24 protein-coding genes are annotated in these 23,446 nt (G+C 74.8%); 13 read left to right on the top strand and 11 right to left on the bottom strand.

The annotated features are described in order from the left end of the window. Positions 1-7: 7 nt before the first annotated feature. Complete coding sequence (locus ACZ4W9_RS14210) at positions 8-1,015, bottom strand: NAD-dependent epimerase/dehydratase family protein (protein WP_467935508.1); 1,008 nt, start codon at positions 1,013-1,015, stop codon at positions 8-10. 351 nt (positions 1,016-1,366) lie between these two features. On the opposite strand from ACZ4W9_RS14210, the gene ACZ4W9_RS14205 reads away from it, so the two are divergent. Then, positions 1,367-2,281, top strand: coding sequence for a polysaccharide pyruvyl transferase family protein (locus ACZ4W9_RS14205; protein ID WP_467935507.1), 915 nt, complete (start codon positions 1,367-1,369; stop codon positions 2,279-2,281). Positions 2,282-2,359: 78 nt separating this feature from the next. Next, on the top strand, positions 2,360-2,923 hold the full coding sequence (locus ACZ4W9_RS14200; RefSeq protein WP_467935506.1) for a hemerythrin domain-containing protein: 564 nt from the start codon (positions 2,360-2,362) through the stop codon (positions 2,921-2,923). Positions 2,924-2,989: 66 nt separating this feature from the next. On the opposite strand, the gene ACZ4W9_RS14195 is transcribed toward ACZ4W9_RS14200, so the two are convergent. Both ACZ4W9_RS14195 and ACZ4W9_RS14190 read right to left on the bottom strand, forming a co-directional pair. Then, positions 2,990-3,334 carry a DUF3040 domain-containing protein gene (locus tag ACZ4W9_RS14195; RefSeq protein WP_467935504.1) on the bottom strand — a complete coding sequence of 115 codons (345 nt, stop codon included), beginning with the start codon at positions 3,332-3,334 and terminating at the stop codon, positions 2,990-2,992. Between the two features lie 324 nt (positions 3,335-3,658). Beyond that, on the bottom strand, positions 3,659-4,111 hold the full coding sequence (locus ACZ4W9_RS14190; RefSeq protein WP_467935503.1) for a phospholipase: 453 nt from the start codon (positions 4,109-4,111) through the stop codon (positions 3,659-3,661). Between the two features lie 325 nt (positions 4,112-4,436). On the opposite strand from ACZ4W9_RS14190, the gene dhaK reads away from it, so the two are divergent. From dhaK to ACZ4W9_RS14175, 3 genes are all read left to right on the top strand, one after another. Beyond that, a complete protein-coding gene (gene dhaK / locus ACZ4W9_RS14185) occupies positions 4,437-5,429 on the top strand; it encodes a dihydroxyacetone kinase subunit DhaK (RefSeq protein WP_467935502.1) in 993 nt (330 codons plus the stop codon). A gap of 67 nt (positions 5,430-5,496) precedes the next feature. Further along, positions 5,497-6,105 (top strand): dihydroxyacetone kinase subunit DhaL, encoded by a 609-nt coding sequence (gene dhaL / locus ACZ4W9_RS14180; RefSeq protein WP_467935500.1) that lies wholly within the window; start codon positions 5,497-5,499, stop codon positions 6,103-6,105. Beyond that, positions 6,098-6,508, top strand: coding sequence for a PTS-dependent dihydroxyacetone kinase phosphotransferase subunit DhaM (locus ACZ4W9_RS14175; protein ID WP_467935499.1), 411 nt, complete (start codon positions 6,098-6,100; stop codon positions 6,506-6,508). The genes dhaL and ACZ4W9_RS14175 overlap by 8 nt, the downstream gene beginning before the upstream one ends. A 253-nt stretch (positions 6,509-6,761) precedes the next feature. Here the strand turns inward: ACZ4W9_RS14175 and ACZ4W9_RS14170 are convergent, their stop codons facing one another. After that, positions 6,762-7,640: a glycoside hydrolase family 75 protein gene (locus ACZ4W9_RS14170; protein WP_467935498.1), complete on the bottom strand. Its 879-nt coding sequence runs from the start codon at positions 7,638-7,640 to the stop codon at positions 6,762-6,764. Positions 7,641-8,096: 456 nt separating this feature from the next. Here ACZ4W9_RS14170 and ACZ4W9_RS14165 point away from each other — a divergent pair, with 456 nt between their 5' ends. Beyond that, complete coding sequence (locus ACZ4W9_RS14165) at positions 8,097-9,068, top strand: fibronectin type III domain-containing protein (RefSeq protein WP_467935497.1); 972 nt, start codon at positions 8,097-8,099, stop codon at positions 9,066-9,068. Positions 9,069-9,298: 230 nt separating this feature from the next. After that, positions 9,299-9,871: a hypothetical protein gene (locus tag ACZ4W9_RS14160; RefSeq protein WP_467935495.1), complete on the top strand. Its 573-nt coding sequence runs from the start codon at positions 9,299-9,301 to the stop codon at positions 9,869-9,871. Positions 9,872-10,206: 335 nt separating this feature from the next. Here the strand turns inward: ACZ4W9_RS14160 and ACZ4W9_RS14155 are convergent, their stop codons facing one another. Both ACZ4W9_RS14155 and ACZ4W9_RS14150 read right to left on the bottom strand, forming a co-directional pair. Further along, positions 10,207-10,785, bottom strand: a complete 579-nt coding sequence (locus ACZ4W9_RS14155; RefSeq protein WP_467935494.1) for a PadR family transcriptional regulator — start codon at positions 10,783-10,785, stop codon at positions 10,207-10,209. Between the two features lie 31 nt (positions 10,786-10,816). Further along, positions 10,817-12,832 carry an oxidoreductase gene (locus ACZ4W9_RS14150; protein ID WP_467935493.1) on the bottom strand — a complete coding sequence of 672 codons (2,016 nt, stop codon included), beginning with the start codon at positions 12,830-12,832 and terminating at the stop codon, positions 10,817-10,819. A 146-nt stretch (positions 12,833-12,978) separates the two neighbouring features. Here ACZ4W9_RS14150 and ACZ4W9_RS14145 point away from each other — a divergent pair, with 146 nt between their 5' ends. Beyond that, the gene (locus ACZ4W9_RS14145; protein WP_467935491.1) at positions 12,979-13,395 is read left to right on the top strand and encodes a tautomerase family protein; all 417 of its coding nucleotides are present in this window, start codon (positions 12,979-12,981) and stop codon (positions 13,393-13,395) included. Between the two features lies 1 nt (position 13,396). Here ACZ4W9_RS14145 and ACZ4W9_RS14140 read toward each other — a convergent pair whose 3' ends face one another. Both ACZ4W9_RS14140 and ACZ4W9_RS14135 read right to left on the bottom strand, forming a co-directional pair. Then, entirely contained in the window at positions 13,397-13,768 is a 372-nt protein-coding gene (locus ACZ4W9_RS14140) for a hypothetical protein (protein WP_467935490.1), read from the bottom strand. Positions 13,769-13,888: 120 nt separating this feature from the next. Continuing rightward, entirely contained in the window at positions 13,889-14,770 is an 882-nt protein-coding gene (locus ACZ4W9_RS14135) for a hypothetical protein (protein WP_467935489.1), read from the bottom strand. Positions 14,771-15,090: 320 nt separating this feature from the next. Here ACZ4W9_RS14135 and ACZ4W9_RS14130 point away from each other — a divergent pair, with 320 nt between their 5' ends. Next, positions 15,091-17,169, top strand: coding sequence for a SpoIIE family protein phosphatase (locus tag ACZ4W9_RS14130; RefSeq protein WP_467935487.1), 2,079 nt, complete (start codon positions 15,091-15,093; stop codon positions 17,167-17,169). 42 nt (positions 17,170-17,211) lie between these two features. Here the strand turns inward: ACZ4W9_RS14130 and ACZ4W9_RS14125 are convergent, their stop codons facing one another. Together ACZ4W9_RS14125 and ACZ4W9_RS14120 are read right to left on the bottom strand one after the other, a co-directional pair. Then, the gene (locus ACZ4W9_RS14125; RefSeq protein ID WP_467935486.1) at positions 17,212-18,048 is read right to left on the bottom strand and encodes a putative protein N(5)-glutamine methyltransferase; all 837 of its coding nucleotides are present in this window, start codon (positions 18,046-18,048) and stop codon (positions 17,212-17,214) included. A 210-nt stretch (positions 18,049-18,258) separates the two neighbouring features. After that, positions 18,259-19,377 carry an ABC-2 transporter permease gene (locus ACZ4W9_RS14120; protein WP_467935485.1) on the bottom strand — a complete coding sequence of 373 codons (1,119 nt, stop codon included), beginning with the start codon at positions 19,375-19,377 and terminating at the stop codon, positions 18,259-18,261. Positions 19,378-19,503: 126 nt separating this feature from the next. On the opposite strand from ACZ4W9_RS14120, the gene ACZ4W9_RS14115 reads away from it, so the two are divergent. Further along, positions 19,504-19,902, top strand: coding sequence for a MarR family winged helix-turn-helix transcriptional regulator (locus tag ACZ4W9_RS14115; protein ID WP_245172695.1), 399 nt, complete (start codon positions 19,504-19,506; stop codon positions 19,900-19,902). A gap of 201 nt (positions 19,903-20,103) precedes the next feature. Here the strand turns inward: ACZ4W9_RS14115 and ACZ4W9_RS14110 are convergent, their stop codons facing one another. Beyond that, positions 20,104-20,868 (bottom strand): GNAT family N-acetyltransferase, encoded by a 765-nt coding sequence (locus ACZ4W9_RS14110; RefSeq protein WP_467935483.1) that lies wholly within the window; start codon positions 20,866-20,868, stop codon positions 20,104-20,106. A gap of 226 nt (positions 20,869-21,094) precedes the next feature. Between ACZ4W9_RS14110 and ACZ4W9_RS14105 the strand changes: the two genes are divergently transcribed. The 3 genes from ACZ4W9_RS14105 (at position 21,095) to ACZ4W9_RS14095 (ending at position 23,324) form a co-directional block, all read left to right on the top strand. After that, positions 21,095-21,700 carry a sulfite oxidase-like oxidoreductase gene (locus ACZ4W9_RS14105; protein WP_467935482.1) on the top strand — a complete coding sequence of 202 codons (606 nt, stop codon included), beginning with the start codon at positions 21,095-21,097 and terminating at the stop codon, positions 21,698-21,700. Continuing rightward, positions 21,693-22,448: a ferredoxin reductase gene (locus ACZ4W9_RS14100; protein WP_467935481.1), complete on the top strand. Its 756-nt coding sequence runs from the start codon at positions 21,693-21,695 to the stop codon at positions 22,446-22,448. Before ACZ4W9_RS14105 ends, ACZ4W9_RS14100 begins: the two co-directional genes overlap by 8 nt. 291 nt (positions 22,449-22,739) lie before the next feature. Next, positions 22,740-23,324, top strand: coding sequence for an Rv1733c family protein (locus ACZ4W9_RS14095; RefSeq protein WP_467935480.1), 585 nt, complete (start codon positions 22,740-22,742; stop codon positions 23,322-23,324). The last annotated feature ends 122 nt before the right edge of the window (positions 23,325-23,446 follow it).

Below are 23,446 nucleotides of genomic sequence, written 5' to 3'. Positions count from 1 at the left end.
GCGGGGGTCAGGACTGCGGGGCCGGGTCCTGCCCGCGCGGCACCGGTTGCGGGGGCAGGGCGGCGAAGTAGGCGATGGTCTGCTTCAATCCCTCCTCCCAGGGGACCTGCGGCGACCAGCCGAGCAGTTCGCGCGCGAGGGTGGTGTCGGGGCGGCGCCGGCCGGGATCGTCCACGGGCCGGTCGACGAACGCGATCGGGGAGCGGGAGCCGGTGAGGGCGACCACCCGGCGGGCCAGGTCGGCGACGGTGATCTCGTCGCTGCCGCCGATGTTCACCGGCCGCAGGGACCTGCTCGCGGCGACCCGCAGGATGCCGTCCACGGTGTCGTCGACGTAAGCCAGCGAGCGGGTCTGGCTGCCGTCGCCGGTCACGGTGAGCGGTTCGCCGGCCAGGGCCTGGCAGATGAAGGTGGGCACGGCCCGCCCGTCGTGGGCGCGCATCCGCGGCCCGTAGGTGTTGAACAGCCGCACGATGCCCGCGTCGGTGCCCCGGGTGCCGGCGTGCGCGGTGACCAGTGCCTCGCCGAACCGTTTGGCCTCGTCGTACACGCTGCGCGGCCCGACCGGGTTGACGTTGCCCCAGTAGCCCTCGTGCTGCGGGTGGACCTGGGGGTCGCCGTACACCTCGGAGGTGGAGGCGAGCAGGAAACGGGCGCCGTCGCGTTCGGCGATCGTCAGCGCGTTGCGGGTGCCGGTGCTGCCGGCCTCCAGGGTCTCGAGCGGCAGGCGCAGGTAGTCGGCGGGCGAGGCGGGACAGGCGAAGTGCAGGACCAGGTCGTAGGGGCCCTGGAGGCGGGCGGCGCAGTCGGCCGCACAGACGTCGCAGCGCACGTACCGGAAGCCGGGCCGGGCCTCGAGGTGGGCGATGTTCTCGCGCCGTCCGCAGACCAGGTTGTCGGCGCAGTCGACTTCGACGCCTGAATCCAGCAGCCGCTCGCACAGGTGGGAGCCGAGGAAGCCGGCGCCGCCGGTCACGAGGGCGCGCCGCCAGGAGAAGGGTGTGTCACCAGTCATGGGAGCTACTCCTTCGTCGTCCTTCGTCCACGTCGTCCGCGCCCTCGAGCGGCGCTGTGGAACGCGCCGCCGCGTGCTGGGGGGGAGGTGAGCGGGGATTTCGGCGTGCGCCGGGTCACCGGCTCGGCGTCACCGGCCCGTCGGGGAGGCGTCACCGGCCCGTCGGGGAGGAAGAGGACAGGGCCCGGGTCCCGGAAGACGTCCGGGACCGCCCTGGTCGGCCGCCGCTTGCTGGACGGCACTGGCAGCTGGGTTCCCCCGCCAGTTGGGTTCACACGTTGGATTCTTATTCTCCGGAATCACGGGTACTCGCGCGACTCAGGCGGCTCGGTCACCCCGCTGGAGACCCCCATGCACGACGATGTCCCCACAGCCGTGCTGCGCACCCTGCGCAGGCCCGGCGGCCCTCGGGGCAGACTGCTGCTCACCGGCTGGTTCAGCTTCCGCGACGGGGAGGCGACGGCCGGGGACGTGCTCGCCCAGCGGCACATGTCGGCGGCGCTGACCGGGGCCGGAATCCCGCACGACACGGCGTGGAGCCCGGGGTTCCGCCCCGGAGCGCTGTCCCTGGAGGCGGCCGACCCCCATGCCTACGGCACGCTGCTGTTCGTGTGCGGTCCGGTGTACGGTCCGCAAGTCGCCGCCCTGCATGACAGGTTCGGTTCCTGCACACGACTGGCGGCCGGGGTCTCGGTGGTCGACCCGGCGCATCCCGCGGCCACCGGTTTCCACGCGATCGTCGCCCGGGACGGCACCTCGGCGCCGGCCCGCCGGGACCTCGCGGCCGACGCCCCGCTGGGCCCGCGGCCGCCGGTGGTGGGGGTGGTGCTCTCCGCGGGACAGGGCGAGTACGGGGCGCGCCGGCGGCACGCGGCGGTGAACGAGGCGATCACCGGCTGGCTGGCCGGCAAGGACTGCGCGCGGGTGCCGGCCGAGACCCGGCTCGCCGTGGACGACTGGCGGCTGTGCGCCACCGCCGAGCAGTTCTGCGCGCTCGTCGCCCGCTGCGACCTGGTCGTCACCACCCGGCTGCACGGTCTGGTGCTGGCGCTGCGCACCGGCACCCCGGCGCTCGTGGTCGATCCGGTGGCGGGCGGCGCCAAGGTCACCGCGCAGGCGTGCGCGATGGGCTGGCCGGCGCTGGTCGCGGCGGACGCGCCGACCCCCGGAGTGCTGGACCACTGGTGGGACTGGGCGCTGTCCGGAGCGGGCCGGACGGCCGCCGCCCGCCACTCGACGCGCCGACGGCCGTGGCGGGCCGTGTGACGCGCGGTGGCCGGGGCACCCGGCACGGCGACGGCCGGCCCTCCCGGGCCGCCGCGTCGCACGCAGGAGGTAACGACCATGGGGCACGGCGGAAACGTCATCCAGGAGCTGACCACCGACCACCGTGAGGTCGAGGAGATCTTCGGCCGCTTCGAGGCGCTGCCGCCCGGCTCGCCGCAGCGCAAGGAACTCTGCGACCAGGCCACCATCGAGCTGGTCCGGCACTCGGTCGCCGAGGAGGCCTACCTCTATCCGGCGGTGCGCGAGCACGTGGCGGGCGGTGACGCGCTGGCCGACAAGGAGCTGGAGGACCACGCCGAGGCCGAGCGGATCATGAAGGACCTGGAGGGCTGCCAGGCGGACGATCCGCGCCTCGACACGCTGATGGCGCGGTTGATGAGCGAGATCCGGTCACACGTGACCGACGAGGAACAGAACCTGTTCCCGCGACTGGAGCAGGCCTGTCCCCCCGACGCGCTGATGGAACTGGGCGACAAGGTCCGCCGGGCCAAGCGGACGGCGCCGACCCGCCCGCACCCGTCGGCACCGGACACTCCCCCGGCCAACAAGCTGCTGGCCCCGGGTGCCGGCCTGGTCGACCGGCTGCGGGACGCGCTGTCGGGACGGGGCAAGGAGAGCTGACGGGCGCCTTCGGGTTTCCCCGGCAGAGCGGAGGGCCGGGCCGGCGGGCCCGGCCCTCCGCGGCGTTCACGGCCAAGGGGTGGCCCGGGCGCGGGTGCGGCGGCGGGGACGGGGCCGGGACGCCCGGCACAGCAGCCGGAACGCCTGGACGAGGGTGAGCGGCCACAGCAGCGCGAAGCACCACAGCAGCGCGGGGTCCGAGGTGCGGATGCCCATGACGGCGACGAACACCGACGCGACCGCCAGCAGCCCCACCGCCACCGGCAGCGACGTCCCGTGCCCCGCCTCGCCCATACGACGCGCGAACCGCCGGTCCTGCCGCAGGCCCGCCTCGATCCGCAGCAGCGTGATCCGCTCGCGCGGTGTCAGCCGTATCCCCTCGTGCATGTCCCACTTCTCCCAGTCGTCCACGGCAACGGCACCTCCTCCGCCGGTCGGCGGCTCCGGGCCCCGCGCTACCGGGTTCCCCGCCGAGGCCCGCCCGATGCGGGACCGGCCGGGGAACGGCGAGCACGGGGCGGGCGGACGCACGGGGCGTGGGAACGGGACGGGGCTGCGTCCCGGAGCGGCGGCCCGCGCCCGGTCGCACCCGGCGGGAGCACCGCCGGGGACGGCCCCGCCGTACGCGACCGGCAGGGCCGGGGAGGGGCACACCGGGGGCAGGCGGCGCGGTCGGGCCCTGCGCCGTCGTTCGGGCGCGGGCCTCCGGGGGGGCCGACGTGTCCTCCGCGCGGCTCAGCCGAGCGCCTTCACCGCCTGGTAGTAGGTCCATGCCGTGCTGTCGCACGCGGTCTTCGTGGCGCCGGAGTAGTTGACGCAGACGCGCTTGAGATCCTCGTAGAGGGCGCTGTCGAGCCGCGACTTGTTGGCGCTGAAGGTGCCGGCGGCCTTGTAGTTGCGGTAGCCGAAGTCATGGCGGGCGCAGGACGTGGCGAAGGGGAAGCCGAACGGGTTGTCCGGCGAGGAGGAACAGTAGTCGGTCGACCAGTCGAACCCGTACGCGGACCACGCGGCCTGGTTGGCCCGGGCGGCCACCCAGAGGTTGTAGCTCGACGCGCTGGTCTGGGTCCAGCTCGCGAGGACCTGGGACTTGTCGGCGGGAGCGGCGTCGGCGGCGGTGGCACCGCCGATGGTGGTGATCACGGCGAGAGCCGAGGCGGACAGGCCGACGGACAGTCTTCGGTGCATCCCACACCTCCATGAGACTGCGACCCACCCTGGACCGCAGGTACATGACAAAGAAGTTGACGCCTGAACACTACGGGGACGCAACGGAGTTGACCTGAACCGTTGAATCTTGGCTGAATTCGCATGGTCGGCCGACACCGGCCGCCTCACCACGCCGTACGCGAGAAAGCACGCGGCGCGCACCTTCAGTGAGCGGGCCGCCACGTGCCGTGAAGCCGTACGGTCGCACGTGACCTGCACCACCGCAAGGTCGATACTTCCAACAGGCAGGACAGGCGACTGGCCTCGCCACCGCACGACCACAGAAGCTCGCGAGGAGACACCCATGAGGATGCTCATCAACGTACCGGAAACGGTCGTGGCGGACGCGCTGCGGGGCCTGGCCGCCGCGCACCCCGATCTGAACGTGGACGTGGAGAAGCGGGTCATCGTCCGCCGGGACGCTCCCGTGGCCGGGCAGGTCGCCCTGGTGTCGGGCGGCGGCTCCGGGCACGAGCCGCTGCACGGCGGCTTCGTCGGCCCGGGAATGCTCTCCGCCGCCTGCCCCGGAGAGGTCTTCACGTCGCCGGTGCCGGACCAGATGGCACGCGCCGCCGCGGCCGTGGACAGTGGCGCGGGCGTCCTGTTCATCGTGAAGAACTACACCGGTGACGTGCTGAACTTCGACATGGCGGCCGAACTGGCCGAGGACGAGGGCATCCAGGTCGCCAAGGTGCTCGTCGACGACGACGTGGCGGTCACCGACAGCCTCTACACGGCCGGCCGGCGGGGTACGGGCGCGACGCTGTTCGTGGAGAAGATAGCGGGCGCCGCCGCGGCCGAGGGGCAGCCGCTGGAGCGCGTGGAGTCCATCGGCCGCCGGGTCAACGACAACTCCCGCAGCTTCGGCGTGGCCCTCAGCGCCTGCACGACCCCGGCGAAGGGCAGCCCCACCTTCGATCTGCCGGACGGCGAGCTGGAGTTGGGCATCGGCATCCACGGCGAGCCGGGCCGGGAGCGGCGGCCGATGATGACCTCCGGGGAGATCGCCGACTTCGCGGTCGACGCCGTCCTGACGGACCTGCCGCCGCGCGGGCCCGTCCTGGTGCTGGTCAACGGCATGGGCGCGACCCCACTGCTGGAACTGTACGGATTCAACGCCGAGGTGCAGCGGGTGCTGCGCGAGCGCGGGGTCGCCGTGGCCCGCACCCTCGTCGGCAACTACGTCACCTCCCTGGACATGGCGGGCGCCTCGGTGACGCTGTGTCAGGTGGACGAGGAACTGCTGCGGTTGTGGGACGCACCGGTGAAGACCCCGGCCCTGCGCTGGGGCATGTGAGAGCGTGGTGCGCCCGCACCAATGCCCCGGCCGCACGGCCAACGGCCCTGCCACCCAAGGAGTTACAGTGCTCGACGCCGATTTCTTCCGCCGTTGGATGACGACGGTGGCCGCGTCCGTCGGCCGGGAGGCCGAGCGGCTCACCGCCCTCGACTCGGCCATCGGGGACGCCGACCACGGCAGCAATCTGCAACGCGGGTTCGCGGCCGTGGCGACGGCCCTGGAGAAGGAGACACCGGACACCCCGGGCGGCGTCCTGATACTCGCCGGAGGGCAGTTGATCTCGACGGTCGGGGGTGCGTCCGGTCCGCTGTACGGCACCCTGCTGCGCCGGACCGGCAAGGCGCTCGGCGATGCCGCCGAGGTCGGCGAGGCCCAGCTGGCGCAGGCGCTGCGCGCCGGCGTGGAGGGGGTGAGGGCGCTCGGCGGGGCGGCACCCGGCGACAAGACCATGATCGACGCCCTGGTGCCTGCCGTGGACGCGCTCGGGACGGGCTTCGCCGCCGCGCGGGCCGCCGCGGAGGAGGGCGCGGCGGCCACCATACCGTTGCGGGCCCGCAAGGGCCGGGCGAGTTACCTGGGCGAGCGCAGCGTCGGCCACCAGGACCCGGGGGCGACCTCGTCGGCGCTGCTGATCGCCGCGCTGGCCGAGACGGCGGAGGCGGACGGTGAGTGAGGGCAATCCGGTCGGGATCGTGCTGGTGTCGCACAGCGCCCAGGTGGCCGCGTCCGTCGCCGAGCTGGCGAAGGGCCTGGCGGGCGGGGCGTCCGGGGTGCCGGTGGCGGCGGCGGGCGGCACCGAGGGCGGCGGGCTCGGCACCAGCGCCGGGCTGATCTCCGCCGCGGCGGCCTCGGTGGACCGGGGGGCCGGTGTGGCGGTGCTGACCGACCTGGGCAGCGCGGTGCTCACGGTGAAGGCGCTGCTCGCCGAGGGGGACGAACTGCCGGACGGCACCCGCCTGGTGGACGCGCCGTTCGTCGAGGGCGCGGTGGCCGCGGTGGTCACCGCCGCCGCGGGCGCCGACCTGGACGCGGTGGAGGCCGCGGCGGAGGAGGCGTACGACTACCGCAAGGTGTGACCGCCACCGGGAGAGGTGACGGAACCGTGAGGGACCGGCAACCGGACGATGGTGACGGCCGTCGCAAGGACTGCCGAGAGCCGGCACGTGTGACGAGGACCGGCACGTGTGACGAGGACCGGCGGGTGTGACGAGGACCGGCGGGTGTGACGAGGACTGGCGGGTGTGACGAGGACCGGAGCGCGTGACGGCGGCCGGCGGGTGTGACCGGGGCCGGCCCGGCAGGGAGGGCGGCGGCTTCCGTCCGGGCCCGTCAGCGGCGGGCCAGGAAGCGTCTGGCCAGCCGCTCCCCCTCCGCCACCGCCGCCGCGCGGTCCTCCGCGGCGCCGATCCGGGAGTCCCGGAAGACGATGTAGGTCACCCCGGAGGACACCCCGCCGGAGCGCGGGTCGGGCCGGATGCCGAGGGCGCGCGCGGTGGCGTAGGAGGCCTCGCCGATGAGGTCGCGCGGCCCGGTGTCGCCGACGACGGCGTAGCGCACCCGGTCCCGGTAGACGACGGCGGCGACCGAGCCGCCGCGCACGCCGGACCCGCGGTGGTCCCAGCGGCGGCTGGGCGCCGGGACGACGATGTAGGGCAGGGTCTCGGCGTTCAGCCGTCGGCCGTCGGACCCCAGGACCGCGGTGGCGGGGGCGAACACCGGGTCGGTGCGGCGGTTGCAGCGGGCGGTGGGCCGGCCGTCGCAGTCGACGTCCAGGTCGGCCTTCCAGAAGACGGCGTCCCGGGTGCCGCAGACGGGGACGGTCGCGGGGCGGCCCGCGTCGGTGCGGTACCGGCCCCGGGACACCCGGGCGCACGCGTCGGTCCGGGCCAGCAGACGGGCGGCGGTCACCTCGTCCTCGTCGCGGGTCGCCTTCCGGTCGCGGGCCGCGCTTCCGTCGGGGGCCGGACCGTGGTGACGGGCCACCACGTCGTCACGGACCACACCGCCGCCGCGGGTCGCACGGCCGGCACGGTCCGTGTCCCGGCCGGCGGCCGTGGCCGCGGCGGTGGCCGTGGCCGCGCCGGGGGCCGCGCCCTCGTCACGGGCCGCGGGCCGCCCGGCGGGCGGGACGGCGGTGGCCGGGGCGGGCAGCGCCGGGGCGAGCAGGGCGGCGCCGGCCGCGGCCAGCGTCAGCGACGGGACACGCACGATGGGGGAACCTTTCGCGGGGGACACAAAGGCGCGTCCGGCCCACTGTCCGCGGCCCTGGACGCCGACCCCACTGTGATGTGATCTTGGGCCCTCGGCCACGGGGTGCGCCGTGAAGGGGCCGGATGGAGCACGCGGCTGACACCCTGCGAGGGGACGGGCGGGCGGTATCGGCCGGGAGTGCGGGAGGGACAACAGGGGCCGGGGATCCGGACCGGGCGGACGTTCCGGATCCCCCGGCCACCCGCGCCGGCGCGGGATCGGCGACGACAGCGTGTCCGCGCCACAGGCGTGAACTTCCCTGCCAACGCGGGCAGTTCAGCCGTAGGGAGCTTCAGCATACGTAATCCGGGCGGAGGGTCACCAACGCGGCCCCCTTGCTGCGGTCACACCGGCCGGGCCACTATTGGTCCGGACCTTTACGTGATGCCGAGGCCGTCCGGGGAGGGCAGTGCCGTGCGACGCGTTCCCTTTCCGCTTGCGGTCGTCTGCGGGGCCGTGCTGCTGGTCGCGTCCTGCGGCTGGAACCGGGCGGACGACGGCGACGGCCGGATACCGGGCGCTCCCGTCGGGGTCACCGCCACGGCGGGCAGCGCCACGAGCGTGCACGTGATGTGGAACGCGGCCCCCGCCAGTGCCGGGGTCCGCACCTACGAGGTATATCGGGGCACCACGAAGGTGGCCGAAGTACCGGGCGCACAGCACATGGTGGACGTCACCAGGCTCAGGCCGTCCACCATGTACGCCTTCACCGTGCGGGCCCGGGACACCGGGGGCCGCCTCGGTCCGCCGAGCCAATCGGTGCGGGCACGGACTCCGGCCGTGACGGCCGCGGACCGCTCGGCTCCGACCCGGCCGGGGACGACCACCGGCCGGGCCGTGGGCAGCCGGGCCGTCCAGCTGTCCTGGGGCGCTTCCCGGGACGACCGGGGCGTGTCGTCGTACGAGGTCTACCAGGGCGGTGTGAAGATCCACAGCGTCGGCGGGAACCAGACCGCCGCCGTCGTCACGGGCCTGCGGCCCGGCACCGCCTACGTCTTCACGGTGCGGGCCCGGGACACCGCCGACAACCTCTCCCCCGCCGGCCCGCCGGCCCGCCTGACCACACCGGGCGACGACGACGGCCGGGACACCGCGCCCACCGCCTTCACCGCCGCGACCCACCGCGCGGACGGCGCCTACTACATCGACCTCGCCTGGGACCCGCCGCGCGCGGACGGGGTGATCACCGAGTACCAGATCCGGCTGGACGGCACCGCGGCCACCTCGCTGGTCTGGGGCGGCACCCCGCCGCGCGGCCGGGCGCACCACGGCTTCTACGTCGGCACCGCCGCCGGGGAGGAACACCGGGTACGGCTGCGGGCCCGGCTGCCCGACGGCACCTGGGGCGGCTGGTCACCGGAGCGGACGGTGACCACGGGCGCCTGACGAGCCCCCGGACCGGCACCTCCAGCCGACACCCACGCCCCTCAGCCACCCTCGGTGCCCCCGGTGCCCCCCGGGGCTCCGCGACGGCCATCCGGCCGTCACCTGATCGGGCCGCCCCGGGTGCGGGCGTGCCCGGCGGGGCGTTGGCTGCGGTTGAGGCAGCACGGGCGCTTCCCGACCCCCGGCGGCGCATGGGACGTACCGCCGACCGTGCCGCCGGAGGCCCGTCCATGGACATCTCGCGACTCCTGCTCCGCTCCGGCCCGACCCTGGCGGCCGCCGCCGCGCTCCCGGCCGCGCTCGCCGGGCCGACCGCCGCGGCCTCGGGCATCTCGGTCAGCACCACCGGCTCCACGGTCTCGGTGGTCACCAGCGCGTGCACCCAGATCAACGGCAGCTGGGGCACCGCGGCCCTGCTCACCAGCCGCCAGGCGAACTTCTCCCAGGGCCGGCAGGTGGCCCTGTCCGGCACGTCCGTCAGCCAGTCCGCGGCCTGGACGGGTGTCAGCCCCGGGACCTACACCGTGGTCGTGCTCTGCTCCAGCGGCGCCACCGCGGGCAGCCAGTCGGTGATCGTCTCCGCGGCGGCCGTCCCGACCCGGCCCGCGCCGGCCGTCCCGGCCCGGCCGACGATCTCGGCGACCACCAGCCCGGCGCCGTCCCGGGGCGTGATGGGCGGCCTCGGCGGCGCCGCCCGCGACTACGGCCCGCTGACCCTCGGCATCGGCGCGGCCCTGGTCGGCGCCGGGGTCGTCGCCACCGGCTGGGTCCTGCGCCGCCGCTCGGGGCCGTACCGGCTCTGAGGGGGCGGCGCCGGGCGGCGTTCCCGCACCGCCGTACCTCCCGCACCGCGGCCGGCGTCGCCCCGGCGCGGCCCGCGGCCGGGGCGGCCCGCGGTCCGGGCACGCCCCGCCCCACGGCCGCCTCCGGCACCGCCACTGGCACGGGCACCCACCGGGCCGGTGCCGGTGCCGGGGAGCACGGAAAGCGGCCGTGACGGCGGGCCGGACCGACCGGAGGCGGTAGGCGCGAGGTACGGCCAGGGGCCCCGAAGGGCCGCCGTACCGCCCGCAGCTCCGCACCTCCGTACCGCTCCACCGGCCGTCCGGGCAGCCGCGCCCGGCGCCGCGCGGAGCCGTCACCGCGCCCCGTCGGCTCCCCCGGCCCGCTCCCGCCCCTCCCCCGGCAGTTCGGCGAACTCCGCCAGCGCGTGGGTGAGCCACCGGGTCCAGAAGGTCTCCAGGTCGATCCCGGCCCGCAGGACCAGATGGCGCAGCCGGTCCTGGGGGGCGTCCCGGCCCGGCGGGAAGTCGCGCTCCTCGATCTCCCGGTACTCCTCCAGCTGCCGCCGGTGCAGCTCCAGGTGGCGGCGCAGATCGGCCTCCAGGCCCGCGGTACCGACCACGGCCGCCGCGCGCAGCCGCAGCAGCAGCACGTCCCGCTGCGGCTTGGGGTCCTGCGCGGCGGAGGTCCAGCGGGCCAGTTCGGACCGGCCCGCGGGCAGCACCTCGTAGCGCTTCTTCTGCCCGCGGGCCGGCTGCTCGGCCGGCAGTGCGCGGATGAGCCCCTCGGCCTCCAGTTTTCCCAGCTCGCGATAGATCTGCTGGTGCGTCGCGGACCAGAAGTAGCCGATCGACTTGTCGAACCGGCGGGTCAGGTCCAGTCCCGACGACGGCTTTTCCAGCAGGGCGGTGAGAATCGCGTGCGGGAGTGACATGGGCTCATCCTAGGGAGGGACGCCCCGGCCCCTACAGGGCCGCCGCCAGCTCCGTGCCCTGCTTGATCGCCCGCTTGGCGTCCAGCTCGGCGGCCACGTCGGCGCCGCCGATCAGATGCGCGCTGCGACCGGCGGCGAGCAGCGCCTCGTACAGGTCGCGGCGCGGCTCCTGGCCGGTGCACAGCACCACCGTGTCGACCTCCAGGACCGTGCTCTCCTCGCCGACGGTGAGGTGCAGGCCGGCGTCGTCGATCCGGTCGTAGCGCACGCCCGGCACCATGGTCACGCCCCGGTGCTTCAGCTCGGTGCGGTGGATCCAGCCGGTGGTCTTGCCGAGGCCGGCGCCGACCTTGGTGGTCTTGCGCTGGAGCAGGTGGACCTGGCGGGGCGGGGCGGGCCGCTCGGGGGCGGCGAGGCCGCCGGGCTCCTGGTAGTCCGTGTCGACGCCCCAGTGCCGGAAGTAGGTCTCCGGGTCCTCGCTCGCCTTGTCGCCGCCGTCGGTGAGGTACTCGGCGACGTCGAAGCCGATGCCGCCGGCGCCGAGGACGGCGACGCGGTCGCCGACGGGGGCGTCGTCGCGGAGCACGTCGAGGTAGCCGAGGACGCGGGGGTGGTCGACGCCGGGGATGTCCGGGGTGCGCGGGGTGACGCCGGTGGCGACGACGACCTCGTCGAAGCCGTCCAGGTCGGCGGCCTCGACCCAGGTGTCCAGGCGGACGTCGACGCCGTGCGCGTCGAGCTGGTGGCGGAAGTAACGCAGCGTCTCGTCGAACTCCTGCTTGCCCGGGACCTTGCGGGCGACGTTGAGCTGTCCGCCGATCTCGCCGGCCGCGTCGAACAGGGTGACGTGGTGGCCGCGTTCGGCGGCGGAGACCGCGCAGGCGAGGCCGGCCGGACCGGCGCCGACGACGGCCACGCGCTTCTTCAGCCGGGTCGGCGCGAGGACCAGCTCGGTCTCGTGGCAGGCGCGCGGGTTGACCAGGCAGGAGGTGATCTGCCCGCTGAAGGTGTGGTCGAGGCAGGCCTGGTTGCAGCCGATGCAGGTGTTGATGGCCTCCGGGGTGCCGGCGGCGGCCTTGGCGACGAAGTCGGGGTCGGCGAGCATCGGGCGGGCCATGGAGACCATGTCCGCGCAGCCGCCGGCCAGCAGTTCCTCGGCGAGTTCCGGGGTGTTGATGCGGTTGGTGGTCACCAGGGGCACGGAGACCTCGCCCATGAGCTTCTTGGTGACCCAGGTGTAGGCGCCGCGCGGCACGGAGGTGGCGATGGTGGGGATGCGGGCCTCGTGCCAGCCGATGCCGGTGTTGATGATCGTCGCCCCGGCCGCCTCGACGGCCTTGCCGAGGGTGATCACCTCCTCCAGGGAGGAGCCGCCCGGGACCAGGTCCAGCATGGACAGGCGGTAGATGACGATGAAGTCCTCGCCGACGGCCTCGCGGACCCGCTTGACGATCTCGACGGGGAAGCGCGTCCGGTTCTCGTAGGAGCCGCCCCAGCGGTCGGTGCGCCGGTTGGTCCGCGCGGCGATGAACTCGTTGACGAGGTAGCCCTCGGAGCCCATGATCTCGACGCCGTCGTAGCCGGCCCGCCGGGCGAGGCGGGCGGCGCGGGCGTAGTCGTCGATGGTGCGCTCGATGTCGGCGTCGGTCAGCTCGCGCGGCGGGAAGGGGCTGATCGGCGCCTGGAGGGGGCTGGGTGCGACGAGGTCGCGGTGGTAGGCGTACCGGCCGAAGTGCAGGATCTGCATCGCGATCCGGCCGCCCTCGCGGTGCACGGCCTCGGTGACCACCCGGTGCCGCTCGGCCTCCTCCTCGGTGGTCAGCTTGGCCCCGCCCTCGTACGGCCGCCCCTCCTCGTTGGGCGCGATGCCGCCGGTGACGATGAGCCCCACGCCACCGCGCGCCCGGGCCGCGTAGAACGCCGCCATCCGCTCGAAGCCGCCCTCGGCCTCCTCCAGGCCGACGTGCATGGAGCCCATCAGCACGCGGTTGGGCAGGGTGGTGAAGCCCAGGTCGAGCGGGGTCAGCAGATGCGGGTAACGGCTCATCGGGCCCTCCGTACGCGGTGTCGTCGCCTCTTGTTGTAGAGGAAGCCGGAGGCTTTGTGCAACTAGTTGCACAACCGCTCGCTCGTGTACCTACTAGTCTGTACACACAGGTGTGACCGATCCGCCGCCCGAAAGGACGCCCCGCCATGCCCTTCGTCCGCATCGACACGCTCGGCACCGACCCCGCCCGCCTCGACGCGCTCGGCCAGGCCGTCCAGGACGCCCTGGTGGAGACGCTCGGGGTGCCGCCGGAGGACCGCTTCCAGGTGCTGTGCGGCCACGACGGGGTCGCCGGCACCCTGCGCCACGGCGACTACCCGGGCGTCCCGCGGGACGACTCGGCCGTCTTCGTCGCGATCACCCTGCGGGCCGGCCGGGACGCGGACCGCAAGCGCGCGGTGTACCGGCGGATCGCCGAGCTGGTGCACGAGCGCACCGGCACCGAGCCGCGCAACGTGCTGATCTCCCTGACCGAGAACGGCGACGCCGACTGGTCCTTCGGATACGGCCTGGCGCAGTACGCCCCGGCCGGGGAAGGACCGGCCGGGGCGTCGCCGCGCTGACTCAGCGGCTCTCCAGGCGCAGGTGCAGGTCCCGCTCCTGGTCGCCGGAGGCCGTGCAGGTCTCCTGCACGGTGAACATCGCGTCGAGGGTGGTGCGGAACCGGTCGACGGCCCAGTAGCCGCCCTGGACGTCCGCCTGGACGGGCTGCCCGAGCCGGACCGGCGGGCAACCGCCGCTCCGGGCCTCCGTGACGTCGTAGGTGCCGAGCCACACCATCGGCCGGGTCTCGTGGAGCTGCTGGGGCTCCTCGTCCTCCCCCCGGTCCGAGGCGAAGCAGGACCTGAGCGCGTCGAATACGAGGCGGGCGTCCTCCTTGGATCCGCTGAGTTCCACCGTGACGGTTTCGGAATGCGACCGCTCCGTGTCTGCCATGAGCGCTCCTTTCGTGGCCGTGCCGCGATGGAACGGGGTACCCCGCCAAACCGCGTCCATCCCCAGGAAAGCACCGCGGACCGTCGCGCACACCTCGGCCGGGGGGAGGGAACGCCCGCGTCAGCCGCGGGTGAACTTGTACGTCTTGCTGTCCGTAAGCACGCAGAAGCCGGGCGAGACGACGATCACGCGCAGGACGCCGCCGCGACGGTCGTAGTCGATGCCCTCCGCCTCGAAGGAGCCCTGGCAGGAGCTGCGCAGCGGCAGCTGCCGCTCCGCCGTGACATGCCCGGTGACGTCGGCGGTCCCGTTCGGCGGGGCGGAGAGGTCGATCCGCAGCAGCGGCTTGGTGAGACCGAACAGGCTGCCCTCGGGGTCGTCGGAGGAGCACAGCAGGGTGGTCGGGCCGGCGAAGTCGCAGCCCTGGACGTCACGGACGGCGTGGTCCAGGCGGACGGCGGAGACCTGCGGGAGGTCCGCGGCGGGCGAGGTGGCCGGGTTGACGCCCGGCGTCGGGAAGACCAGCAGGCGGGTCATCGTGCCCCACTCGCCGGACAGCATCCACCGCCCGTCGGGCGAGACGGCGGCCCAGGAGTTGTTCAGCGCCTCGCCCGGGCCCAGCGTGTGCACGTACTCCGACCAGGCGCCGCCGGGCGCCTGCACCCGGAACATCTTCGAGTTGCCGGTGTCCCGCTGGTAGGGCTCGATGTAGAAGCCGTCGTACGAGGCGTCGGGGTCGCCGACGTGGTTCCAGCCGCGTCCGGCGACGTCGAGCGGGACGGTGCCGACGCCGGTGTAGCGGTTCGGGCTGTTCGCCGGGACCTCGACCGAGGTCAGGCCCTGGCTCTCGGTCAGCGGGTCGGCGCGGTCGGAGCCGGTCTCGATCCAGCCGCCGGCCGCGGCGGCGGGCCCGGGCGCGGCGAGGGACACGACGGCGGCGGTGGCGAGGGTGACGAGTCCGGCGAGGACTGCGTGACAGCGTTGCCGGGCGGACGCGGGCATTTCCGGCTCCTCGGGCGGGCGACGGGGGCACTCGGTCGGCGGACAGTCTGGCGTGGCGTGTAAGTCATGTACAGACCAACAACGGAACATGAGCGTGAACTCTCACGGCCCGCCGGGACCGCGCGGTACGGTCCCGGCGGGAGTTCCGCGTTGCGCGCACCACCGGCGCGACGGCTCAGGCGGACGTCCGCCGCCGTGTTGAGGGATGGTGGAGGGAGTAACGGCATCGGCGGCGGAGAGTCGGGTGTGAGCGCGGTAGAACGAGGGCAGTCGGCACGGGGCACGGCGGGCCGTGCGGACGGGCGAAGGCGGTGCGTGGCATGAGTGCAGCCGAGGCTCCGGTGACGCGAAGCGGCGAGCCCGCGCGCGGGCCGGTCCCGCCGGGCGGCCTGCTGGACGTCCTGGGCGTGGCGTCGGTGGTGCTGGACACCGACGGCCGGATCGTGCTGTGGAGCCCGCAGGCGGCGGAGCTGTTCGGGTACACCGCCGAGGAGGCCCTCGGCCAGTACGCCGCCCGGCTGATGGTCCACGAACAGCACAGGCGGCTGGTCGGCCAGTTGTTCGCCGACGTGATGCGCACCGGGCAGAGCTGGGCGGGCGGTTTCCCGGTCCGGCACAAGGACGGCAGCACCCGTCTGGTGGAGTTCCGCAACATGCGGCTGCTGGACGACCGCGGGGACGTCTACGCGCTCGGGCTGGCCGCCGACCAGTCGACCGTACGGCGGCTGGAGCAGGACGTGGCGCTGTCCGAGCGGATGGTGAAGCAGTCCCCGATCGGTTACGCCGTGCTGGACACCGACCTGCGGTTCGTCTCCGTCAACCCGGCCCTGGAGCGGATCAACGGGATGCCGGCCGCCGAGCACGTGGGCCGGACGCTGCCGGAGGTGCTGCCGCTGCTGAACGCCCGCGAGCTGGAGGCCGTGGCCCGGCGGGTGCTGGAGACGGGTGTGCCGCTGATCGACGACACGCTGGTCGGCCGCACCCCGGCCGACCCGGACGAGGACCACACCTGGTCGCACTCGCTGTACCGGCTGGAGGACACCCTGGGGCATGTGCTCGGGGTGGCCGTCTCGCTGGTCGACATCACCGAGCAGCACCGCGCCGAGGCGGAGGCGGAGACCGCGCGGCGCCGGCTCGCGGTCATCGCCGACGCCTCCGCCCGGATCGGCACCACGCTGGAGCTGGAGCGCACCGCCTGCGAGCTGGCCGAGGTCGCGGTGCCGGAGCTGGCGGACGTGGCGGCGGTGGACCTGCTGGACGCGGTGGTCGAGGGCCGGCCCAGCGCCCTGGGGCCCTCGGAGTCCGCGGTGATCCGGGCGCTGGCCGTGCGTCCCGCGGAGGGCAGCGACGCGGTCCGGGCCGCCGACCCGCCCGGCCAGATCGCCCGGTACGGGCCGGACCGGCTGGTCACCGAGTGCGTGCGCACCGGCGAGGCGGTGCTGGTGCCGCGGGTGAAGGACGAGGACCTGCCGCTGATCGCCCGCTCCGCCGAGGCGGCCGTGCTGCTCGGCCGGGCGGGCCTGCACTCGTACCTCGCCGTGCCGCTGATCGCGCGCGGCGAGGTGCTGGGCGCGCTGGACCTCAAGCGGACCCGCAATCCGGCGCCGTTCGACGAGGACGACGTCCTGCTGGCACGGGAGCTGGCGGCCCGCGCGGCCGTGCAGATCGACAACGCCCGCTGGTACCAGAACGCCCGCAACACCGCGCTCACCCTCCAGCGCAGCCTGCTGCCCAGCCATCCGCCGGTCACCACCGCCCTGGAGGTGGCCTCCCGCTATCAGCCGGCCGGCGCCACCAGCGAGGTGGGCGGCGACTGGTTCGACGTCATCCCGCTGGAGGGCGGCAAGACCGCGCTGGTCGTCGGCGATGTGATGGGCAGCGGGGTCAGCGCCGCCGCCACGATGGGCCGGCTGCGCACCGCGACCACCACCCTGGCCGCGCTCGACCTCGACCCGGCCCGGCTGCTGGAGCACCTGGACAAGACGACGTCGGCACTGGACCACTCCATCGCGACCTGTGTCTACGCCGTCCACGACCCGCGGCTGCGCCAGTGCCGGATCGCCAACGCCGGCCATCTGCCGCCGGCCCGGATCCGGCCCGGCCGCCCGCCGGAGCTGCTCGACCTGCCGACCGGGGTGCCGCTCGGGGTGGGCGGGGTCGGCTTCTCCACCGTCACGGTCGATTTCGAGCCCGGCGACGAGCTGGTGTTCTACACCGACGGGCTGGTGGAGACCCGCTCCCACTCGCTGGACGAACGGCTCGCCCTGCTGCTGACCCTGCTCGACGACCCCGCCCGCCCGCTGGAGGAGACCTGCGACCACCTCCTGCGCGCCCTCCGCCACCCGGACAACCACGACGACGTGGCCCTGCTCATCGCCCGGGCGCAGGAGCTGCCGTAGCGGGGGGTGCGGGACGCGGCTGCGCGGGCGGGGGCGCGCTGGCTAGGCCCCGCGGGGCATTCCCGTGGCGTCCCGGGCGGCCTCGGGACCCCGTGTGCCGGTGACCACGTGCGCGTACCGGTCCTCGTCGACCGCCAGACGGGCGGTCAGGCCCGCGTCGGCGAGGACCCGTACGGCGGCCGGTGCCTGCCGTTCGCTGGTCTCGGTCAGCAGGCAGCCGTCGGGGGCCAGCCATGCGGACGCCCCGGCGACCACCCGGCGCAGCACGTCGAGTCCGTCGGTTCCGCCGTCCAGGGCGGCCAGCGGTTCGTGGTCGCGGGCCTCCGCGGGGAGCAGGGCCACCTCGGAGGTGGGGACGTAGGGCACGTTGGCCGTCAGCAGGTCCACCCGGCCGCGCAGGCCGGCGGGCAGGGCGTCGTAGAGGTCGCCCTGATGGGCCCGGCCGCCGAAGGGGGCGAGGTTGCGGCGGGCGCAGCGCACGGCGGCCGGGTCGATGTCGGCGGCGTGCACCTCCGCCCCGTCCAGGGCCCGGGCGAGGGCGGCGCCGAGCGCGCCGGAACCACAGCACAGGTCCACGACGACGGTCGCGTCCGGCGCGGCGGCCAGGGCCTGGTCGGCCAGGAACTCGGTACGGCGGCGGGGCACGAACACCCCCGGCTCCACGGCGATGCGCAATCCGTGGAACCCGGCCCAGCCGAGGACCTGTTCGAGCGGCAGCCCGGTGGCGCGCCTGTCCACCATGCGGGCCGCCTCCTCCGGGGTGCGGGCGGTGGCGAGGATCAACTCGGCCTCGTCCTCGGCGAAGACGCAGCCGGCGGCGCGCAGCGCGGCGGCGACGGCGGACGGGGTGAAGGGGGCGAACGGGGTGGGGACGGGCATGGAAGCCGAAAGCCTTTCGGGAGCGCGAGACTTCGGGGCGCTCCCGCGGTCACCGCTACCGGTGTACCGCGCCGTCACGAGGAGAGAGCACCCCAGCCGACACAGCGGTAATGGGTCTCACCTCCTCGCCCTCGGGGCCGCGGGTCTCCGCGGCCGGACGGCCACCTTACCCCAACAGCCCACGACGGCCCCCGGCCTACGGGGAGTTCGTCAGACGCCGACCGACTCCTCGGTCTCTTCCTCGGCTTCCCGCCCGGCTTCCCGCCCGGCCTCGTCCTTGGCGTGCCGCAGGCCCGTGCGGCCGGACTCGGACCCGGCGTGCGCGGCACCGGCCTCGCCCTCGGTCCCGGGCCCGCCGGCTTCCCGGCGGGCCCGGACGGAGCGCTCGTACAGGGCGGCGAGCGCGGTCACCGCGATGCCGGCCAGCAGCCAGAGCACCAGGGTCCACACGTTCCTGGCGAGGCCGTCGTTCCCGAAGTACAGCAGGCCGCGGACGCCCTCGACGAAGCCGGCGCCGTTCCAGAAGGCGTGCAGGGTGCCGAAGAAGCCGTTCTGCAGCTCGGGCCGGAACAGCCCGCCGGAGCTGGTGAAGTTCAGCATCACGAACAGCACCATCATGGCCAGCGTGGTCCACCGCTTGAGAAACGTGTGCAGGCCGACGCCGATGAGCAGGATGCCCGCCGAGTACACCCAGGCCAAGCCCCACACGCCCGCGAGGTCGTGGTGGGCGAGGTGGAACACCGGCCCGGCGAGCAGCGCGCCGATGCCGCTGACCACCGCCGAGACGCCGAGGGCGAGCAGGGCGCGGACGCGCATGGCGAGGGCGGCGCCCGCGGCACCGAGTGCGGCGACCGAGGCGTAGGAGCCGATGCTGACCGCGATCAGCAGGAAGAACAGGCCCTGCCCGGTGGGGTCGTCGGCGACCGGCCGGGCCACGTCGGTGACCTTCAGCGGCAGGCCCTGCCGGGCGGCGACCGGGGTGAAGACCTTCTCCACGGCCGTGGCGCCCATGTCGGAGGCGGCGCTCGCCACCAGCAGCTCGGGGGCCTTGGCACTCGGCACGTAGGCGCCGGTCACGTCGCGGGACTTCAGCAGGCCGACGGCGGCGGCGCGGGTGGCGACCGTGCGCACGTCGAGCTTCTCCCCGGAGGTGTCCTCGACCGTCTGCGCGAAGACCTTGGCCTGTGGGGTGGTGCCGACGACGGCGACCGGCAGGTGGTGCGGTTCGGGGGTGACGAACGCCCCCATGTAGGCGAGCCCCATGCCTATGCACATCAGCAGCGGGGTGATCAGGTGCGTGAGCACGTGGCGCAGTGCCGGTGACCTCATCGCGCGCGACCCTCCAAAGGTTGGCTTATACAACTTCCACTTCAAGTTGTACTATACAACTAGAACCCTGGAGGAGGTATTTCCGTGAGCGCAGCGGAGTCGGCCGTCGAGACGATCCAGCACGAGATGACCATCTTCGCCCGCCGGGCCCGCGCCTCGGCGGGCCGCATGCACCCCGAGCTGTCCCTGGTGTCGTACACCCTGCTCGGGCACCTGGAGGAACGCGACGGCTGCCGGGCGACGGACCTGGCGGCCCACTACGCGCTGGACAAGTCCACGGTGAGCCGGCAGGTGGCGGCGCTGGAGCGGGCCGCGCTGATCGAGCGCCGGCTGGACCCGGAGGACCACCGGGTCCAGGTGCTGCATCTGACGGAGGCCGGCCGGGAGATCCTGGCCCAGGTCACCCGCAGCCGCCGGGCGGCCTTCCGGGAACGCCTCGCCGAGTGGCCGGAGGAGGACCTGGTGCGGTTCGCGGCGTACCTGGAGCGCTACAACGCGGGGCCGGCCGGCGCCGACGCGGAGTGAGCGGGGCCCGGACGCCGCGCGGGGCACGCCCTGGCGCCGGGCGCGGAGCAGCCCGGCACCGGCCGGCACCCCGACGCCCGCCGGGGAACGCCGGGCCGTACCGGGGAGGCGGGCGCCGGGCCGTCCCCTCGGCGGTCCGGCGCCCCCCCGGCCGGGACGGCGCGGCGTCGGCCGCGTGGGCGTCCCGGCCGTGCACGGAGCCTAGGGAACCGGCACCGGCTCGCGGTCGTCGTCTGTCTGGCGCTGCGGCGCCCGTGCCTCCAGGAACGTCGTGCGGCGGCGCAACCGGAAGCCGAGGGACTCGTACAGCCGGATGGCGCCCGTGTTGCCGGCGCCGGTGTGCAGGAACGGTGTCTCGCCGCGCTCCCGGATGCCGTGCGCCACCGCGAGGACCAGGCGGGTGGCCAGGCCCTGGCCGCGGAAGGCGGGGTCGGTGCAGACCGCGCTGATCTCGGTCCAGCCGGGCGGGTGCAGCCGCTCCCCCGCCATGGCGACCAGCGCGCCGCCGCGGCGGATGCCGAGGTAGGTGCCGAGTTCCACGGTGCGCGGCAGGAACGGCCCGGGCCGGGTGCGCGCCACCAGGTCCAGCATCTCGGGCACGTCGGCCGGCCCGAGGCGCACCGCCTCCGGATCCGGCGCGGCGGCCAGCCCGTCGTCCACCAGCTGCACGCCCTCGACCCGGAAGGTGATCTCCCACCCCGCCGGGACCCGGCCGCCGAAGCCGGGCAGCGGGACCTCGGCGCCGGGGCCGGCCAGCGCGGCGAGGTCCGCCCAGTCCCGCTCGTCGGGGTCGTCCGGCAGCGCCAGCCACGGCGAGACGTCGACGGGGTAGCGCAGCACCCGGCCGCGCCGCTCGGCGAAGCGCGCGTGCGGCCCGGTCAGGGAGGCGAGGGCCGGGTTGTCGAGGACGTGCGGGACGCCGGCGGCGCTCCGGCCGGGGCCGCCCGGGCCGCTCACGACGCTCATGCGGCCCCCTCGGTCGCGGTCCTGGTCACATAGGCCTGGGGCATCCTCGTTTCCTCGCTTCTCTCGGCGGTCTCTCGCTGTGCCGCCGGCCCACCGGGGCCGGCACCGATCGGCAAGGAGTGGCGCCGGGGCGGTATTCCCGCCTCCCGGCAGTGTTCATACGGCCGCAACGATGGGGGCGCCGGCCAGGCACGGAGCACCCGGAACGACAGCGTACGGTTGAACCATGAACGTCACGCGAGGCTTCACGGGCCGCCCGCGCGCGGAGAGCCCGGGGCTGCCGCCCGGGCAGTACGACGCGCGCGAGGACTGGCCCGTCCTGTCCGCCGAGGTCACTCCCGACCTCTCGCCCGCCGACTGGTCCTTCCGCGTCGACGGCCTGGCCGAGCGCCCGCACACCTGGGACTGGGACGCGGCGCACGCGTTGCCGGCGTCGGCGTACGAGGGCGACATCCACTGCGTGACCGGCTGGTCGAAGTTCGGTGTGCGATTCGGCGGCGTCTCGCTGGACGCCTTCCTCGGTGTGGTGCGGCCACATGGGTCCGCCACACATGCTCTCGCCTACTCCCACACCGGTTACACCGCCAACCTGCCGCTCGCCGACCTCACCGGCGGGCGGGCCTGGATCGTCTGGGAGTACGGCGGGGCGCCGCTGGCGCCCGAGCACGGCGGCCCGGCGCGGCTGGTGGTGCCGCACCTGTACTTCTGGAAGAGCGTCAAGTGGGTCGCGGGCATCACCCTCCTCGACCACGACGAGCCGGGCTTCTGGGAGCGCAACGGCTACCACGCGCGCGGCAATCCGTGGGAGGAGCAGCGGTACTCCGGTGACTGAGACGACGACTGCCCCGACGCGGTTCGCGGTGCCCGGGCGGATCGCCGTGAGCGGACCGACGGCGTCGCGCTGGCAGACCGCCACGCTGACGGAGATCCGCCGCGAGACGCCGCGCGCGGCCACGTTCCGGCTGGCGGTGCCGGCCTGGGCGGGGCATCTGCCGGGCCAGCACCTCATGCTGCGGCTGACCGCGGCGGACGGCTATGTGGCACAGCGCCACTATTCGATCGCGTCGGCGCCGGACGCGTCGGGGCACATCGAGCTGACCTTGGACCGGGTGCCGGACGGCGAGGTCTCCGGCTGGTTCCACACGGTGGCCCGCCCCGGCGACACGGTGGAGGTGCGCGGCCCGCTCAGCGGGTTCTTCGCCTGGCCGGGCGACCGGCCCGCGCTGCTGCTCGGGGCCGGTTCCGGGGTCGTGCCGCTGATGTCGATGGTGCGGCACCACCGGGCGCGCGGCCTGACCGTCCCGCTGCGGATGCTCGTGTCGGCGCGCGGCCCCGAGGACCTGATCTACGCGGCCGAGCTGGGCGCGGAGACGACCCCCGTGTTCACCCGCAGCGCGCCGCCCGGTGTGCCGGTGGGGCGTATGACGGCCGCACATGTGGCGCCCCTCCTGGCCGAGCAGCCCAACGGTGGGTGGGAAGCCTATGTGTGTGGCTCCAATGCCTTCGCCGAGCACGCTTCCCGGCTGCTGGTCGCGGCGGGCCAGCCGGTGGAACGCATCCGCATCGAGCGCTTCGGCTGACCGCGGGGGCCCGCCGCCACCCCGTCGGACCGTACCCGGTGCGCCCCGCCTCCGCCCCGGTGCCCTGCCCCGGCGCCCGGGTCGCGCGACGGCGCCCGGCGCGCGATCGTGGGGCGCGTGGTGTCCGCCGTGCGCCATTTGGGCCGGAACTCGCGGTTCGCGGCATGCGCGAGGTGCGCCGAACGGGGTACGAGACGGGTGTGGACGTTCACGCGCGTGAGCGGCGGAGGCGGCGGGACGGCGGTCAGGCTCCGCCCGTCCACCGGCTCCGGCGGTGGCGAGGAGGTGGACATGCGTACCCGGGTGCGTGGCTGGCGCTGGCGGCGCAATCCGCTGCGGCGCCGGTCGGACGTCGTGGAGGCGTGGACGGTGCTGGCGGTCGCCGTCCTGCTGTGCGTGGCCGCCCCCCTGGTGGGGGTGTTCACCGGGCTGCGCGCCCATGACCAGGCCCGGGTACTGGCCGCGGCGCAGCGGGCCGAGCGCCACGAGGTGCGCGCCGTCGTGGTGAGCGACCCGGCCGAGCGGCCGTCCGCGGCCCAGGGCGAGCGCCGGCAGCCCTACCGCGCCCAGGTCAGGTGGACCGAGCCGGGCCGGGGTGTGCGGACGGAGTGGGTCCGGGTGCCCGCCGGGGCCCGCCCCGGGGAGCCGGTCTCGGTGTGGCTCGACTCCCGGGGCCGCAATGTGGCGGCGCCGCCGGACGGCATGGCGGTGTGGCAGCACGCGGTGACCGTCGGCCTGTGTACGGCGGGCGGCACGGCGACGGTGGTGCTCCTCGGCCGGGCGATCGGGCGTGGGATCGCCCTGCGGCACCGGCTCGCCGAGTGGGAGCGGGAGTGGGAACGGACCGGGCCGCGGTGGACCCAGCCGCGGACATGACCGGCGGGTGACCCGATCACTGGGCACCCGCCGTCGCTGTGCGTGCCTCCCGGGAGCAAACGCTTGCTCAAGCGCGGACCTGGGGCGTTGAATCTCCGGTGGGATGGCGGGACCCGTTATGT

It is taken from the genome of Streptomyces sp. NPDC029296 (assembly GCF_055569255.1).
This window is presented reverse-complemented; position numbering and strand designations above follow the sequence as displayed.